The organism is Streptomyces sp. NPDC043908 (assembly GCF_056435525.1).
This window is the reverse complement of record NZ_JBWKEI010000006.1, coordinates 241508-257506: the sequence shown is the minus strand read 5'-3', so window position 1 is coordinate 257506 and position 15999 is coordinate 241508. Positions and strand designations below refer to the sequence as shown.

At 74.9% G+C, this 15999-nt stretch carries 12 protein-coding genes; 5 read left to right on the top strand and 7 right to left on the bottom strand.

The annotated features are described in order from the left end of the window. Positions 1-11 precede the first annotated feature (11 nt). The gene (locus AC069K_RS15945) at positions 12-1211 is read left to right on the top strand and encodes an MFS transporter (protein ID WP_478616721.1); all 1200 of its coding nucleotides are present in this window, start codon (positions 12-14) and stop codon (positions 1209-1211) included. 426 nt (positions 1212-1637) lie between these two features. On the opposite strand, the gene AC069K_RS15940 is transcribed toward AC069K_RS15945, so the two are convergent. Together AC069K_RS15940 and AC069K_RS15935 are read right to left on the bottom strand one after the other, a co-directional pair. After that, a complete protein-coding gene (locus AC069K_RS15940; RefSeq protein WP_478616326.1) occupies positions 1638-2831 on the bottom strand; it encodes a TerD family protein in 1194 nt (397 codons plus the stop codon). A 135-nt stretch (positions 2832-2966) separates the two neighbouring features. Beyond that, complete coding sequence (locus tag AC069K_RS15935; protein ID WP_478616323.1) at positions 2967-3791, bottom strand: NAD-dependent epimerase/dehydratase family protein; 825 nt, start codon at positions 3789-3791, stop codon at positions 2967-2969. Between the two features lie 350 nt (positions 3792-4141). Between AC069K_RS15935 and AC069K_RS15930 the strand changes: the two genes are divergently transcribed. The 3 genes from AC069K_RS15930 to AC069K_RS15920 all read left to right on the top strand — a co-directional run bounded on the left by AC069K_RS15930 (position 4142) and on the right by AC069K_RS15920 (position 8719). Next, positions 4142-5110 carry a 5-dehydro-4-deoxyglucarate dehydratase gene (locus tag AC069K_RS15930; protein WP_365114513.1) on the top strand — a complete coding sequence of 323 codons (969 nt, stop codon included), beginning with the start codon at positions 4142-4144 and terminating at the stop codon, positions 5108-5110. After that, the gene (locus AC069K_RS15925) at positions 5107-6249 is read left to right on the top strand and encodes a hypothetical protein (RefSeq protein WP_478616319.1); all 1143 of its coding nucleotides are present in this window, start codon (positions 5107-5109) and stop codon (positions 6247-6249) included. Before AC069K_RS15930 ends, AC069K_RS15925 begins: the two co-directional genes overlap by 4 nt. A gap of 220 nt (positions 6250-6469) precedes the next feature. Beyond that, on the top strand, positions 6470-8719 hold the full coding sequence (locus tag AC069K_RS15920; RefSeq protein ID WP_478616316.1) for a protein kinase domain-containing protein: 2250 nt from the start codon (positions 6470-6472) through the stop codon (positions 8717-8719). Between the two features lie 49 nt (positions 8720-8768). Here the strand turns inward: AC069K_RS15920 and AC069K_RS15915 are convergent, their stop codons facing one another. After that, entirely contained in the window at positions 8769-10211 is a 1443-nt protein-coding gene (locus AC069K_RS15915) for an alkaline phosphatase PhoX (RefSeq protein ID WP_478616313.1), read from the bottom strand. 529 nt (positions 10212-10740) lie between these two features. After that, complete coding sequence (locus AC069K_RS15910; protein WP_478616310.1) at positions 10741-12192, bottom strand: hypothetical protein; 1452 nt, start codon at positions 12190-12192, stop codon at positions 10741-10743. 348 nt (positions 12193-12540) lie between these two features. Between AC069K_RS15910 and AC069K_RS15905 the strand changes: the two genes are divergently transcribed. Next, the gene (locus AC069K_RS15905) at positions 12541-14379 is read left to right on the top strand and encodes an endonuclease/exonuclease/phosphatase family protein (protein WP_478616307.1); all 1839 of its coding nucleotides are present in this window, start codon (positions 12541-12543) and stop codon (positions 14377-14379) included. A gap of 1 nt (position 14380) precedes the next feature. Here AC069K_RS15905 and AC069K_RS15900 read toward each other — a convergent pair whose 3' ends face one another. The 3 genes from AC069K_RS15900 to AC069K_RS15890 form a co-directional block, all read right to left on the bottom strand. Further along, positions 14381-15103 (bottom strand): antibiotic biosynthesis monooxygenase family protein, encoded by a 723-nt coding sequence (locus tag AC069K_RS15900; protein WP_478616304.1) that lies wholly within the window; start codon positions 15101-15103, stop codon positions 14381-14383. Between the two features lie 95 nt (positions 15104-15198). Continuing rightward, a complete protein-coding gene (locus AC069K_RS15895; protein WP_478616301.1) occupies positions 15199-15858 on the bottom strand; it encodes a hypothetical protein in 660 nt (219 codons plus the stop codon). After that, positions 15855-15986, bottom strand: coding sequence for a hypothetical protein (locus AC069K_RS15890; protein WP_358834169.1), 132 nt, complete (start codon positions 15984-15986; stop codon positions 15855-15857). Before AC069K_RS15890 ends, AC069K_RS15895 begins: the two co-directional genes overlap by 4 nt. Positions 15987-15999: the final 13 nt, after the last annotated feature.

Genomic DNA, 15999 nt, shown 5'->3' with positions numbered 1-15999 from the left:
ACACGACAGGGATGAAGGACACGGTCCGGGGCGGCCCGCTGCGGCGGGTCCTGACCGACCGCGACGCGGGGCTGTATCTGACCGGGGTGGTGGTGTCCGGGTTCGGGTCGTCGGCGATGTGGCTGACGGCCGGGATCTGGACCAAGTCGCTGACCGGCTCCGACGGGCTGGCGGCGCTCACCGTCTTCGCCATGTGGGCGCCGACGCTGGTGGGCCCCCTGCTCGGCACGGTCGCGGACCGGGTGCGCCGGCGGCCCCTCCTGGTGGCGCTCAACCTCGCGATGGCGCTCCTGCTGACGTCCCTGCTCGCGGTGGACTCGGCAGGACGGATCTGGATCCTGTTCGCGGTGCTGGTGGTGTACGGCGTGAACGGCGTCGTCCAGGACGCGGCCGAGGCCGCCCTGGTGGCCGGCGCCGTCGACCGCGATCTGCTGGGCGACTTCAACGGTCTGCGGATGACGGCCAACGAGGGCATGAAGCTGATCGCTCCGCTGGCGGGGGCGGGGCTCTACGCGCGGTACGGCGGCCAGGCGGTGGCGGTCCTGGACGCGGTGACGTTCCTCCTCGCGGCGGGGATCTTCGCGCTGCTCCGGGTACGGGAGGCGCGGCCGGTGCGGGGCGGCCGCTGGACGGCCGACACGGCGGAGGGCACGCGCGCGGTGTGGCGCTCGCCGGTGCTGCGGCCGCTGGTGCTTGCGGGCGCGGCGACGATGCTGTGCGCCGGGCTGAACGGGGCGGCGGTCTACGCGGTGACCGACGAACGGCTCGGCCACTCGCCGACGTTCGTGGGCGTGCTGTACACGGTGCAGGGCGTGGGCTCGGTGGCGTCCGGGCTGCTCGCGGGCCCGCTCCTGCGCCGTCTGCCCGCCCACCGCTACGCCGCGGCCGGTATCGCGGTGTTCGCGGTGTCGGTGTGCGCGCGGGTCCTGCCCTACGACGCGGTGGTGCTGGTGTGCAGCGCGGGGATCGGCCTCGGGCTGCCGTGTGTGCTGGTGGCGTCGATGACGGTGGTCCAGCGGTCGGTCCCGGACGCGGTGCTGGGCCGTACGGCGTCGACGGCGAACACCCTGCTGTTCGCGCCGAACGCGGTGGGGCTGGGAGTGGGGGCGGGGCTCGTGGGGGTGCTGGGGGTGGAAGTGCTGCTGCCGCTGGTGGGGGTGGGGGCGCTGGCGGCATCCCTGAGCCTGCGCCTCCAACCCCCCACACCCTGACCTTCGGGGCCCACACCCTGACCTTCGGGGCTCCGCCCCCGACCCCCTTCTTCCACCCGCGGACCGTGGAGGGTCACTCGCGCAGTTCCCCGCGCCCCCAACCCCCCTGTTCGTCCGCGGACCGTGGAGGCGCACTCGCGCAGTTCCCCGCGCCCCTAGCCACCTAGGGGCGCGGGGAACTGCGCGCTCAGCCACAGACAACCCGCAGACGACCACCGGGCCCCGAAGGGGCGCGGGGAACTGCGCGACCGGCCCACCACCGCCCCGCAGACGAACCCCCGGCCGTCCAGGGGCGCGGGGAACTGCGCGAGCGGCCACCCACCGGCCCGCAGACGAACCCCCGGCCGACCAGGGGCGCGGGGAACTGCGCGACCGGCCCACCACCGCCCCGCAGACGAACCCCCGGCCAAGGGGGCGCCGGGGGTCTCAGAGGGCCTCGGCCGACGGCTTCACCATCCCCCTCACCGTCCGCGCCTTCACAAAACTCCCCAACGCCGTCATCTCCCACTCCCCCGAGAACTGCTTGATCAGCTTCGCCATCATCACGCCCGTCTGCGGCTCGGCGGTGGTCAGGTCGAAGCGGACCAGCTCCTCGCCCGTCGCCCCGTCGATCAGCCGGCAGTACGCCTTGGCGACCTCGGTGAACTTCTGGCCGGAGAACGAGTTCACCGTGAAGACAAGCCCCGTGGCGTCCGCCGGGATGCGGCCGAGGTCGACGACGATCACCTCGTCGTCACCCGCGCCCTCGCCGGTGAGGTTGTCGCCGGAGTGCTTGACCGCGCCGCCCAGGATGGAGAGCTTGCCGAAGTAGCAGCTGTCCAAGTGATTGCGCTGCGGTCCGTACGCGATCACCGAGGCGTCCAGGTCGATGCTCTTCCCCCGGAACGCGGGCTCCCAGCCGAGGCCCATCTTGACCTGGGAGAGCAGCGGGCGGCCGCCCTTGACCAGCGAGACCGTCTGGTTCTTCTGGAGGCTGACCCGGCCCTTGTCCAGGTTGATCTTCCCGCCGAGCGCGGCGGCGGGCGCGGCCGGGGCCTGGGCCGGAGGGGCCGCGGGCATCGGGGGCGCGGTCACGGGGGCGGCCGGGGCCGCCGGGGCGGCGGGGGCTGCGGGCTGCGGCTCCTCGACGGAGACGCCGAAGTCGGTGGCGATGCCGGCCAGTCCGTTCGCGTACCCCTGGCCGACCGCGCGGGCCTTCCAGGCGCCGCCGCGCAGATAGACCTCCATGACGACGAGCGCGGTCTCGCCGCCGAGCTGCGGCGGGGTGAAGGTGGCGATCACGCTGCCGTCGTCGGCGTTGCGCAGGGTGGCGGTGGGCTCGATGCCCTGGAAGGTCTGGCCTGCGGCGTCGGGGCTGGCGGTGACGACGATCTTCTCGATGCCGGGCGGCACCGCCGCGGTGTCCACCACGATCGCGTCCGGCGCGGTGCCGCCGCCGGACCGGTAGGTGACGCCGGGGCCCGAGGGCTGGTTGTAGAAGATGAAGTCGTCGTCCGAGCGCACCTTGCCGTCGGCGGTGAGCAACAGGCCCGACACGTCGAGCCGCACCGGGGCGGAGACGTCCACCGCCACGCGGGCGGCCGGGAGCGGAAGGTTCGAGCCAGGTGTCATTGCGGTCATGCCCCGGAAACGAGCGGCACGGCTTTACGGTTCCTTGAACGTCCCGCCAATTCGGGGACGCCCCCGGACCCGGCCCGCGGACCCGGCCCCCGGAGCCCGAGCCCGCCCCCGTTCCCGCCCCCGCTCCCGCCGGACTCAGTAAGGCCACACCGGCGGGTCGGTGGTGAAGTGGCCGCCGAGGAAGGCGTGGTCCGGGTTGCGGGGGTCGAGCTCGCCCTGTTCGGCGATCAGCTTCTCGGCGTACTGCTCGGAGTCGTCCTCGGGCTCGTACCCCAGCGCCCGCGCCGACGACAGGTCCCACCACAGCCGGGTGTTGGCGGAGGAGCCGTAGACCACGGTGTGGCCGACGTCCTCGGCGGTCAGGGCCGCGTGGAAGAGGCGGGCGCCGTCGCCGGGGCTCATCCAGACCGACAGCATCCGTACGGATGTGGGCTCCATGAAGCAGGAGCCGATCCGCACCGAAACGCTCTCCAGGCCGTGCTTGTCCCAGTAGAACTGCGCCAGGTCCTCGCCGAACGACTTGGAGAGGCCGTAGAGGGTGTCGGGGCGGCGGGGGGTGTCGACCGGGATCAGGGCCTCGCGCGGCAGCGGTGTCGCGCCGTGCGGGCGCGGGGTGAAGCCGACCGCATGGTTGGAGGAGGCGAAGACCACGCGCGCGACGCCCTCCTCGCGCGCGGCCTCGTAGAGGTTGTACGTGCCCTCGATGTTGGCCCGCACGATCTTGTCGAAGGTGGACTCGAGCGAGATGCCCGCGAGGTGGAGCACCGCGTCGACGCCCCGGACGGCCTCGCGCAGCGCGTCCCGGTCGCCGAGGTCCGCGGTGATCGCGTCCGGCTCGCCCGGGACGGCCCGCGCGTCGAGGAGGCGCAGGTCGTAGCCGTACGCCGGGAGCAGTCCGCGCATCAGGGTGCCGAGTCCCCCGGCGGCGCCGGTGAGCAGGACGGTACGGGGAGCGGGCATGGGGGGATCTCCTCGGTGCGGCGGTCGGGACGGACTGGGCGGGCGGCCTGGGGCGCGGAAGGGAGCCGAATGGACATCTCTATGGATGTCATTCATATGCGTGGACACGCTAGGGAGCTGCCTCCGGGCCCGTCAAGTGGGACGCGGAGCGCCGGGCCGCGTCAGGACACCCGGATGCACCCCCCACCGACACTCGCACCCGACGCTTGCTGAAAACGCCCGCGCGCCGAGGGTGCGCGTCTTGACCCCCGTCGGCGGGCTGCCTTAGCGTGGCGGCGTTCAGAAATATAGACGCCGATCAGAATTGTGCACGACGGCCCGTGCCGACGGCCTTTGCCCTGGGAGCGCCCGTGACGCCCGAGAACCCTTCCCCGCTCGCCGCCCGCCTGGACGGCCTGCTCTTCTTCCCGGTCACCCCCTTCGGCCCGGACGGCGGCCTCGACCTCGACGCCTTCCGCGCGCATGTGAGGAGCGGCATCGACGCGGGCGCCGCCGCGGTGTTCGCCTGCTGCGGGACGGGCGAGTTCCACGCGCTCACCCCGGAGGAGTTCCACGCGTGCGTGGCCGCCGCCGTGGCCGAGGCCGCGGGCCGCGTCCCGGTGGTGGCGGGCGCCGGGTACGGGACGGCGCTCGCGGTCCAGTACGCCCGGCTCGCCGAGGACGCGGGCGCCGACGGACTGCTCGCCCTGCCGCCCTATCTCGTCGTCGCCGACCAGGAGGGGCTGCTGCGCCACTACACCGCCCTCGCCGCCGCCACCTCCCTCGACGTCATCGTCTACCAGCGCGACAACGCGGTCCTCACACCCGCCACCGCCGTCGAACTGGCCCGCATCGACAAGATCATCGGCCTCAAGGACGGCGTCGGGGACCTCGACTTGATGCAGCGGATCGTCAGCACGGTCCGCCGCGAGGCCCCCGGGCACGCCCTTCTGTACTTCAACGGGCTGCCCACGGCCGAACTCACCGGCCCCGCCTACCGGGCCATCGGCGTCACCCTCTACTCCTCGGCGGTCTTCTGCTTCGCCCCGGACATCGCCCTCGCCTTCCACCGGGCGCTGGCCGACGGCGACGACGCCACCGTGAACCGCCTCCTCGACGGCTTCTTCGTGCCGCTCGTCGAGCTGCGCAACCAGGGCCGCGGCTACGCCGTCTCGCTGGTCAAGGCAGGCGTACGGCTGTCCGGTCTGGACGTGGGCGAGGTGCGGCCCCCGCTGAGCGAGCCCGACGCGGCCCACGTCAAGCAGCTGGCCGCGCTGATCGAGCGCGGGCGTGCGCTGCTGGCGGAGGACGGGCCGGTACGGGACCGGGCGGGCGCGTGAAGGCGTCGGTGTTCCTCTACCCCTGGGACGTGATCGGCGACCCGGACGCGCCCGCGCGCATCGCCGACCTCGGGGCGGGACAGGTGACGCTCGCCGCCGCCTACCACGCGACCCGGGCGCTGACCCCGCACCACCCGCGCCACCGGGTGGTCACCGCCGAGCACGCGGCGGTCCTGTACCCCGTGGACGAACGGCGCTGGTCCGGCCGTGCGCTGCGGCCGTACCCCGCCGGCCGGTGGGCGCCCGGCGACGCCTACGGCGAGGCCGCCGAGGCGCTGGCCGCGGCCGGTCTCGACGTCCACTCCTGGGTCGTCCTCGCCCACAACTCCCGCCTGGGCGCGGAGCATCCCGGAACGTCGGTGGTCAACGCCTACGGCGACCGCTACCCCTGGGCGCCCTGCATAGCGCGGCCCGAGGTCCGGGCGTACCTGGTGGCCCTGGCGGCGGAGGCGGCGGTACGGCCCGGGGCGCGCGGGACGGAACTGGAGTCCTGCGGCTGGTACGGCCTGGCGCATCTGCACGCCCACGACAAGATCGCGGGGGTGCCGCTCGACGACACCGCCCAGTATCTGATGTCCCTGTGCTTCTGCGACGTCTGCCGGCGGGGGTACGGGGAGGCGGGTCTGGACGCGGAACGCCTGGCGGCGCGGGTGCGGGGGGCGCTGGAGCCGGTGTGGGAGCAGGGCCCGTGCGGGGACGGGGAGGAGCTCCTCGACGCCACGGTCGGCTACCGGGCTTCGGTGGCGCGTACGTTCCAGGAGGACGTGGTGCGCGCGGTACGCGAGGCGACGGAACCGGGCTTCCAGGTGCTGCTGCACGCCGATCCCGGGGTGCACCGGTGCGGGGCGAACGCGGGAGTGGACGCGGCGGAGGTCCTCGGGTTCGCGGACGGGGTGGTGGTGCCGTGCGCGGGGGGCCGGGTGGATCTGCTGCGGCCGTTCGCGGAGCACGCGCCCGAGGGGGCGGTGGTGGCGGCGAACTTCACGGTGGTGGCGGGGATGGGCGGCCGGCCGGGGGCGCTGCGGGAGGACGCGGCGCGCGCGGCGGCCGCCGGGGCGACGGACCTGCGGCTGTACCACGGGGGGCTGGCCTCGGCCCAGGACCTGGCGGCGGTACGGAGGTCGGGCGCGGTGGGGTGACCTTCCCCACCCCGTCCCCTTCCCGGAACCCTCGGGGCGGAGCGCCCGACGCCCCGTATTCCCTGGAATCACGGCATCCGCAGGCGCGCCCGAGGAACGCGGGAGCCGCGCGACCCGCCCCCCGACCTGCCGAGGACACCCCGGGGGACGCAACCGCACGGGGCCCCCGTCGCGTCGCACATCCTGACGACCATAAGGTCAGGGACGACGGGGAGGTGCGGTGCGGAACATCGGCGGGTACCAGCTCGTCGCCCTGCTCGGCGACGACGGCATGGGCCAGGTACACCTCGCCCGCACCGCGTCCGGCCGGCTGGTCGCCCTGAAGACCGTGCATCCGCACCTCGCCGCCGACCCCCGCTTCCGCGAGCGCTTCCGCCGCGAAGTGGCGGCGGCCGGGACCGTGGACGGCCCGTACACCGCCGGGGTGCTGGCGGCCGACCCGGACGCCGAACCCCCGTGGCTGGCCACGGCGTACGCCGCGGGCCCCGCCCTCTCCGAGGCCGTCTCCGCGCTCGGCCCCCTCGGCCCCCGGCAACTCGCCGCCCTCGGCGCCCTGCTGGCCGAGGCGCTGGCCGCCGTACACGCCGCGCACCTCCTGCACCGCGACCTCAAGCCCGCCAACGTCCTGGTGACCCGCGAGGGGCCGAAGGTCGTCGGCCTCGGGATCGCGGGCGGCGCCCCGGACGAGGGCACCGGCGGAACAGCCGTCGGCTCCCCCGGCTTCATCGCCCCCGAACGGCTCGCCCGCGAAGGCGAACCCGGCCCGGCCGCCGACGTGTTCGCGCTCGGCGGGCTGCTCGCGCTCTGCGCCACCGGCCGCAACCCGTTCGGCGCGGGCAGCGCCCCCAAGGTCCTGCACCGCACGCTCCACGAGGCGCCGGACCTCGACGGCGTACCGGACGACGACTGGCGGGAGTTCCTGGGGCGGTGCCTGGCCCGCGAGCCCGCCGAGCGGCCCACCGTCGACGAGGCGCTGGCCTGGTGCGCCGAGCGCGGCGCCCGCGAGCCCTGGTGGGAGCGGGAGCCGGTCACCGGGCTGATACGCCAGCACGAGGAGGCCACCGCCGAGCTGGTCGAGGCGGCGCCCGCCCCCGGCCCCGCCGCCCCAGACCTCGCCGCCCCAGGCCCCGCCGGGCCCACCACGCCCGCCTCCACCACGCCCGCCTCCGCCGCCCCGGCCGACTCCCCCGCGTCCCGGCGGCGCTTCCTCCTGTGGTCCGCCTCCGGCGCCGTCGCCGCCGCCGCGATCTCCACCGCCGTCGCCCACCGGGCGAACGGCGCCGAGGACCCGGCGGCCGGCGACAGGGCCTCCTGGCCCCGCGGGCGCGCCCTGTGGACCCACGACCTCGGCGCCGCCCCCGCCGGCCTCCTGCGCCACGGCGACGCCCTCTACGTCCACGACGCCACCTCCGTCACCCGCCTCGACCCCGCCACCGGCGCCGTCCGCTGGCGGCGGGACACCGAGGGCGTCACCCAGGTCCTCCCGCACGGCACCGGCACGGTCCATGTCGTACGGACCGCGCCCGGCGCCGCCCCGGTGCTGGCCGCGCTCGACTCCGCCACCGGCGACACCCGCTGGGAGACCCGCGATCCGCGCCTGGAGGGCCTGCGCCCGCCGACCTCGGCGCTGCCCGGCGCGGCCGGACCGGAGGGCTCCCGGGGCCTGTTCGCGCTCGGCGACACGGTCGCCTGCCTGGTCACGTACGAGCCGTACGACCCCCTCGTGGAGGCCGCGCGGGCGCTGCCCTGGCGGGCCTACGGCTACGACCCGGCGACCGGCGAGGGGCTCTGGTACCACGAGGGGACGGCCGCCGCGGTGACGGCGGTGCGGCACGCGGGCGGCCGGTTCGCCGTCGCCGCCTCCGCCCCCGCCGCGTCGGACGGCCCCGGCGGGCACGGGGCGCGCGGCCCGCTCCATGTGCTGCGGGCCGCAGACGGCCGGGCGGAGACGACCCTCGCGGGCGGCGCGCCCCGGCCGGACGCCCACCCGGGAGCCGGCGGCACGGGCTACTTCGCCCGGGGCGAGGCGGTCAGCGCGGTCGACCTGGCGACCGGGACGACCCTGTGGTCCCGCGGTGTGACCGGTGCGGTGTCGGTGACCCCGCGGGCCACCGGCGGCCTGGTGCACGCGGGTTCGGACGCGGAGGTCAGCGCCCTGGACGCGGCGACGGGCCGCACCCGCTGGCTGCGCACCGACGTACGGCGGCTCGGCGGGACGGTGGACGCGCCACCGCTGCTCCACGAGGGACACCTGTACGCCACCGGGCCGGAGCCGGGCAGCGACCGGCTCGCCCTGGGCGGGCCTACATGGGGGCTGTACGCGCTCGACCCGGCGTCCGGCCGGCTGCTGTGGGCCGCGCCCTTCGAGAGCCGCGGCGAGCCGTGCGGGAGCGCGGGCGGAGGAGGGCTGGCTCATGTGTGCGTCGGCTCGGTCCTCACCACCTTCCAGGGGCCGGACGGCTCCGGCTGACGGATCCGTGACGGGCCACGGATCCGCCGCCTCCCCTCCGGCCGGGCGCTCAGCGCGGCTGGCGGCGCCAGGGGCCGGTGATGGCGAGCATGATGCCCAGCTCCTGGATGTTGGCGAACAGGGTCCGCCCGTCGGGCGAGAAGGTCACCCCGGTGAACTCGCTGTACTCCGGCTCCTGCTCGGTGCCCAGGTTGAGTTCGTTGCGGGCGATGGGGTACGTACGCCCGGAGTCGGTGGCGCCGAAGAGGTGCTGGACCCCCTCGCCGTCCTCGGCGATGACCAGGCCGCCGTACGGCGAGACGGTGATGTTGTCGGGGCCGTCGAAGGCACCGTCCTTGCCGGGCTCGGTGTTGACGCCGAGCAGCACCTTGAGGGTGAGGGTGCGCCGGCGCGGGTCGTAGAACCACACCTGGCCGTCGTGCCGCACCGGGGACTCCTCGCGGGCGTAACTGGAGACGATGTAGGCGCCGCCGTCGGCCCACCACATGCCCTCCAGCTTGCGGGCGCGGGTGACGTCCCCGGCCGCGAACTGCTTGCGCACGGAGGTGGTGCGGGCGTCGCGGTCGGGCACGTCCACCCAGTCGACGCCGTACACCGTGCCGATCGCGGTGGCGCGCGAGAGGTCGTCGACGAACCGGCCGCCCGCGTCGTAGCACTTGGGGGCCTGGAGCACGCCTGCGTCGTCGGCCAGGGTGCGCAGCCGCCCGCGGCCGTGCTTGAAGCCGTGCGGCGGGGTCCAGCGGTAGAGCAGGCCGTTGGGGCCGGAGGCGTCCTCGGTCAGGTACAGGTGGCCGCGCCGGGGGTCGACGACCACGGCCTCGTGGGCGTACCGGCCCAGCGCCTTGACCGGCTCGGGGGCGCGGTTGGCGCGGCGGTCGCAGGGGTCGACCTCGAAGACATAGCCGTGGTCCTTGGTCATGCCGTTGGAGCCGGCCCTGTCCTCGGTCTCCTCGCAGGTCAGCCAGGTGCCCCAGGGGGTGGCGCCGCCCGCGCAGTTGGTGGAGGTGCCGGCGATGCCGACCCACTCGGCGACCGGGCCGCCGTGCGGGTGCACCTCGACGACGGTGCAGCCGCCGGACGCGGCCGGGTCGTACACCAGGTCTTCGGTGAGGGGCACCGGGTGCGGCCAGTTCTTGCGGGGGCCTTTCAGCTCGTGGTTGTTGACGAGCAGGGTGACCCCGCGCGGCCCCTCGAAGGCGGCGGTGCCGTCGTGGTTGGACGGGGTGCTCTCGCCGGACTCCAGCCTGGTGACGCCGGTACGGGTGATGATCCGGTACGAGAAGCCCTGCGGCAGCGCGAGTATGCCCTGCGGGTCGGGCCGCAGCGGGCCGTACCCGGGCTCGTGGTGGTGGCCGTGTCCGGCGGCGCCGTGGACGTCCTCGGCGGCCAGCGCGCCGGGCGCCGTGGCCAGCGCCCCGACGGATCCGGTGAGGGCGACCCCGGCACCGGTGAGGGCGGAGTTCCTGGCGAACTCCCTGCGGCTGAGCGACATCGCGGGTCTCCTGACGAGGTGGGGTGAGGCGGGGGGCGGGGTCAGGGTGCCGGGGGTGGGCGAACACCGCGATAACACGGGGTGTCGCCGACCCCAACTCCCGCCTCGGGCCGTCACTCACCTGCGGGCCGGTGGGGGGTGCTCGCGCCGTTCCCCGCGCCCCTCAAAGGCCGTCACTCACCTGCGGACCGGTGAAGGGTGCTCGCGCCGTTCCCCGCGCCCCCAAGAGACCTGCCGTCGTTCGCCTGCGGACCGTGCTGGGTTGCTCGCGCAGTTCCCCGCGCCCCTAGGCAGTTAGGGGCGCGGGGAACTGCGCGACCAGCCACCCACGGCCCGCAGACGAACCCCGGGCGGAAAAGGGGCGCGACCAGCCACCCACGGTCCGCAGACGGACCCCGGGCGGAATAGGGGCGCGGGGAACTGCGCGCTCAGCCCACCACCGGCCCGCAGACGAACCCCGGGCGGAAAAGGGGCGCGGCCGGCCACATACGGCCGCGGCCAGACATCACCGCACCCCGCAGGGCCCGGGCTACGCCCGTGAGCGTGCCTTGAAGGCCGCCTTGCGGGCCTCCTTCGCCACCTTCTTGTCCGGGTGCAGCCGCCCCATCGCCTCCAGCACATCCGCCGTCGCGGGGTGTTCCACCCGCCACGCGGCGTCGAAGAAGCCGCTGTGCTGCCCGATCAGGCCCTCCACCAGGCCCTGGAGCTCCTCCAGGTCCCCGTCCACCTCCAGTTGCGCGGCGATCGTGTCCACGGCGAGCCAGAACACCATCGCCTCCGGCGGCGCGGGGACGTCCTGGGCGCCGCGCTCGGCGAGCCAGACCCGGGCGAGGCCGCCCAGCTCCGCGTCGTCCAGGACCTCGCGCAGCGCGGGCTCCGCCTCGGGGCCGGTGAGGGCGAGCGCCTGCTGGCAGTGGAGCCGGCGCAGCGGGCCGCGGTCGTCCGTGCCACGGGCCGCCGCCAGCAACTCCCGTACCGCGCCCGGCATCTCGTGCCGCGCCAGCCACTGCTCGGTCTCGGCGCGGGCGGCCGCCTCCGGGTAGTGGGCGATGCCGTCGAGCAGCGCGTCCGCGCCCTTGTCCACGAGGTCGCCGACGGCCGGCGCCTCCACGCCCGCCTCCAGCATCCGCGCCCGTACGCCGTAGAGGCCGAGCGGGGTGAGGCGGACCATGCCGTACCGGGCGACGTCCTCGTCATCGACGGGCGGGGCGGGCTCCTCGCCCTCCTCGGCCATCAGCGCCTCGTCGACGGGCCGGTACTCCACCAGGCCGATCGGTTCGAGGAGGCGGAACTGGTCGTCCAGCCGCATCATCGCGTCGGAGACCTGCTCCAGGACGTCGTCGGTGGGCTCCCCCATGTCGTCGGGGACGATCATCGACGCGGCGAGCGCGGGCAGCGGCACCGGGCCCTCGCCCGCGCCGCCCTCGGTGACGGTGAGCAGGTACAGGTTGCCGAGGACGCCCTCCAGGAAGTCCGCCTCCGCCTGCGGGTCCCAGTCGAGCCGGTCGAAGTCCACCTCGCCGTCCTCGCCGATGAGGTCGGCGAAGTCGTCGAGTACTGGAGCGGTCGCGTCCGCGAAGACGGCGTCGAACGCGTCCAGCCAGACGGTGAGGACGTCCTGCGGGGATCCGGAGGTGAGCTGGGCCAGTGCCTCGCCCGCCGCGGCCGTCCCCTCGCCGTCCTCCTCGGCCCCTTCCTCCCCCGGCGGGTCCTGGACCTCGACGAGCCCGGCGTCGACGGCGACCCGCCACGCCTCGCTCGCCTCGGCGGCGCCGTCGTCGTCGGAGGCGAGACCCAGGGCCTCGGCCGCGGCGGGCAGTTGCTCCTCGACGAGCTCGCCCCCGGCGCCGACGCGCGTGGCGGGCCCGGCCCAGCGGGCCAGCCGGACCGCGCGGGCGAGCAGCGGGGCGGCGAGGGCCGCGCGCGCGAGTTCGGCGGAGTGCAGCCGCACCGGCGGCAGGGTGGGGCGGTCTCCGGACATCTGTGACGTACTCCTCGGGCGAAGCGGTGGGGTCGCGGGTGTGAGGGATGAGGCACCCAGCGTAGACGCATTTCACCGGGTATCGCCGCGCGCGGTCCCCGTCCCGCCCGGGCCGGACGGCGGGTTCCGGCCGGGGCGCGGCGCGGTTGCGTACGGGAATCGGCGGGCGGTGTCCGGCCTCCCGGCGCCACCGGTTCATCCGGCCGTCGGATTCCGGCCACCCGGTGACCCTTGACAACTGCCCCGCTCAGCCAAGAGATTGACGCGCGTAGAACGTGCCGCCCGCATGCGGCACCGCACCCGCACGTGCGCCGATCCACCCTCACCCTCATCCTCCGGAGTCTGTTGATGCCCGTTCCGAGATCCGCCGCCGTCTCCGCCGTCGTCGCCGCCGCGCTGGGCGCCGGTCTGCTCGCCGCCGGTTCGTCGGCCGCCGCCGACCCGGCCGCCCCCACCACGGCCCGCATCCACGACATCCAGGGCACGACCCGCACCTCGCCGCTGGCCGGCGCGCAGCTGGCCGACGTGCCGGGCGTCGTCACGGGCGTACGGACCTACGGTTCCTCGAAGGGCTTCTGGTTCCAGGACACCGCCCCGGACGACAACCCGGCCACCAGCGAGGGCGTCTTCGTCTTCACGAGCTCGGCGCCGAAGGTGGCCGTCGGTGACGCGGTGACGGTCTCCGGCACGGTCACCGAGTACGTCCCGGGCGGCCTCTCCTCCGGCAACCAGTCGCTGACCCAGATATCCAAGGCGACCGTGACGGTCGTCTCCTCGGGCAACCCGCTGCCCGCCCCGGTCGCCGTGACGGCCCGTACCGTCCCGGACCGCTACACCCCGGCGGGCGACCCGGCCGCCGGCAACAGCGTCAACGGCCTGACCCTGAAGCCGAAGAAGTACGCCCTGGACTACTACGAGTCCCTGGAGGGCATGAACGTCCGCGTCGGAACCTCGCGGATCGTGGGCGCCACCGACCCGTACAGCGAGCTGTGGGTCACCGTGAAGCCGCACGAGAACCGCACGAAGCGGGGCGGCACGCTCTACGCGTCCTACGGCGACCAGAACACCGGCCGGCTCCAGATCCAGAGCCTGGTGCCCAGCGCCCAGCAGCCGTTCCCCAAGGCGAACGTCGGCGACACCCTGACCGGTGGCGCCGAGGGCCCGCTGGACTTCAACCAGTTCGGCGGCTACACGATCACCGCCCGTACGCTCGGCACGGTCGCGGACAAGGGCCTCACGCGGGAGACCACCCGCAAGCAGCGCACCGGCGAGCTCGCGGTCGCCACGTACAACGTGGAGAACCTGGACCCGTCCGACCCGCAGACCAAGTTCGACGCGCTGGCCGACGGCATCGTGACCCACCTCGCCTCGCCCGACATCGTGGCCCTGGAGGAGATCCAGGACGACAACGGCGCCAAGAACGACGGCACGGTCGGCGCCTCCGCGACCCTCAAGAAGTTCACGGACGCGATCGCCGCCAAGGGCGGACCCGCCTACCAGTGGCGCTCGATCGACCCGGAGAACCTGAAGGACGGCGGCGAGCCCGGCGGCAACATCCGCCAGGTGTTCCTCTTCAACCCGGCGCGGGTCTCCTTCACCGACCGCCCCGGCGGCGACGCCCGCACCGCCGTCGGCGTCACCGGCGCCAAGGGCCACCCGGCGCTCACCCTCTCCCCCGGCCGCGTCGACCCGGCGAACCCGGCGTGGGCGGACAGCCGCAAGCCGCTCGCGGGCGAGTTCGTCTTCCGGGGGAAGACCGTCTTCGTCATCGCCAACCACTTCGCCTCCAAGGGCGGCGACGAGGGCCTGGTCTCCCAGCACCAGCCGGTGCCGCGTTCCTCCGAGGCCAAGCGGCTGCTCCAGGCGCAGGCCGTCAACGGCTTCGTGAAGCAGCTCCTCGCGGTCGACAAGCACGCCCGGGTCCTCGCGCTCGGCGACATCAACGACTTCGACTTCTCGGACACCACCCGGGCCCTGGAGGACGGGGGCGCGCTGCGCTCGGCGTTCCGTACGCTGCCGAAGAAGGAGCGTTACTCCTACGTCTACCAGGGCAACACCCAGGTTCTGGACCAGATCCTGACCAGCCCGGCCGTGCGCGGCTTCGACTACGACAGCGTGCACATCAACGCGGAGTTCGCCGACCAGACGAGCGACCACGACCCGCAGGTCATCCGCTTCCGCCCGTAGGTCAGGCGGCCGGGGTGACGGTCAGCGCCGGGAGGTAGCGCGCCACCCCGCCACCGCTCACGCCGGGGTAGCTCTGCACCCGCTCCCACTCCGGGGTCCTCGACCCGACCCCGGAGCCGGGCGCGGCGAGCGCGTCGATGTGGGCCTGCTCGCTCTCCCACTCGGCGTAGTTGAGGACGCGGGTGCCGTCCAGGCTGGTGTGGAAGTGGGCGGAGATGCCTCCCGCGGGCAGGTCCGGGTCGGTGGCAAGCGCCTCGAAGACACCGTCCACCCAGGCCCGCCGGCGCTCGGGGTCCGGTCCCTCGAACTCCACGTCGACGACGACCACGCAGCCGGGCGTCCGGGGGGCGCCCGGCCGTGGGTCGCTGCTGCGGTAGAGCGCGTAGGAGTGCAGTGCCACGCGCTCGATGCCGGGGACGGCCGCGTCGATCTCGGCGTTGCGGTCGTCCCGGAACCGCCGGACGAAGTCCTGGTACGCCGACTCGCTCCGCCACTGCGAGTAGTGGAGCAGCGAGTCGCCGTCGGTTCCGGTGAGGACGCTGTACGCGAGGAGGCCCGAGTCCGGCCAGTCCCGGCTGCCCCACGCCTTGGCGATGGCCTCGACCGCGGCCCGCTGCCGCTCGGGGGTGCCCGTGCGCCAGACGCTGGACTTGACGACGCCGACGCCGGGGCGGCGCGGGTCGGGCAGGGCGTCGAAGGCGGCGTCGGTGTTCGTCGTGGCCATGGTGGTCTCCTGGTGATCGTGGGGGTCCTGTGCCGCGTGGACGATCACCATCCTGAAACGTCAAGGCCACTTGAGGTCAAGGGCGGCCGGGCGCCTCACTCCCGCTGGTCGCCGAGCCGCGCCAGCTCGCTCTGGAACCAGTCGAGCCGGGCCTGGAGCAGGGCCGCCTCCGCGACCAGTTCCGGGAAGCTCCGGCCGGGACCGGGATCCGTGCCGGTGGCGGGCGCGGCCGTGACCTTCAGCCCCTCGCCGCCCCGGCGGGCGAAGTCGTCGAACCCCACGACCGCGCGCGCCCCGGCGCATCCGGGGCAGACGGGCTCCACGGCCCGCCACCCTGGCCGCCCCCAGCCCGCGTCGGCCAGACCGGTCGCGGTGCGCCGGCAGCGGCACGGGCCGGCCGTGGCGGTGCGCACCCGCTGCCGGGCGTAGCGCATCCCGCGCTCGAAGCGGAGGTAGCGCCCGAGGACGGCCACCTCGAGCAGCAGGGCCGGACGGTGCTCGGCCGTGCAGGTCAGCGCGGCGGCCTCGGCGCGCTCGTGGAGGCAGTGGAAGCCGCAGTCGCAGAGCCGGGACGGCGAGCGGTGGCGCCGCCCGTAGACGCAGCGCGCGTCGTCGAGGACGCCGTAGGGCAGGGCGGCGCCGAGCGAGACACCGAGGAACCCGGCCCGCGAGCCGTCCTGGGAGAGCGCCGCGTGGGCGATCTTGTAGCCGGTGGGCGGCTCCGTCGGGCGTTCCTCGGGGAGCCGCAGCCTCATCGGGCCGCCGTCACCTCGACGGGATCCCCGGCCGGGACCTCCTCGGGCACGGGCGGCGCCTCGTCCCGTACGACGTCCTCGGGCCGCTCCTCCGCGACCCCGGTGGCGAGAGCCTTGCCGAGCCTCATGACGACCTCCGAC

Excerpts from the sequence above, each read along its gene's own strand:
- AC069K_RS15945 (WP_478616721.1), top strand. The coding sequence starts at position 12 with ATGAAGGACACGGTCCGGGGCGGCCCGCTGCGGCGGGTCCTGACCGAC.
- AC069K_RS15940 (WP_478616326.1), bottom strand. The coding sequence starts at position 2,831 with ATGACCGCAATGACACCTGGCTCGAACCTTCCGCTCCCGGCCGCCCGC.
- AC069K_RS15935 (WP_478616323.1), bottom strand. The coding sequence starts at position 3,791 with ATGCCCGCTCCCCGTACCGTCCTGCTCACCGGCGCCGCCGGGGGACTC.
- AC069K_RS15915 (WP_478616313.1), bottom strand. The coding sequence starts at position 10,211 with ATGTCGCTCAGCCGCAGGGAGTTCGCCAGGAACTCCGCCCTCACCGGT.
- AC069K_RS15910 (WP_478616310.1), bottom strand. The coding sequence starts at position 12,192 with ATGTCCGGAGACCGCCCCACCCTGCCGCCGGTGCGGCTGCACTCCGCC.
- AC069K_RS15905 (WP_478616307.1), top strand. The coding sequence starts at position 12,541 with ATGCCCGTTCCGAGATCCGCCGCCGTCTCCGCCGTCGTCGCCGCCGCG.
- AC069K_RS15900 (WP_478616304.1), bottom strand. The coding sequence starts at position 15,103 with ATGGCCACGACGAACACCGACGCCGCCTTCGACGCCCTGCCCGACCCG.
- AC069K_RS15895 (WP_478616301.1), bottom strand. The coding sequence starts at position 15,858 with ATGAGGCTGCGGCTCCCCGAGGAACGCCCGACGGAGCCGCCCACCGGC.
- AC069K_RS15890 (WP_358834169.1), bottom strand. The coding sequence starts at position 15,986 with ATGAGGCTCGGCAAGGCTCTCGCCACCGGGGTCGCGGAGGAGCGGCCC.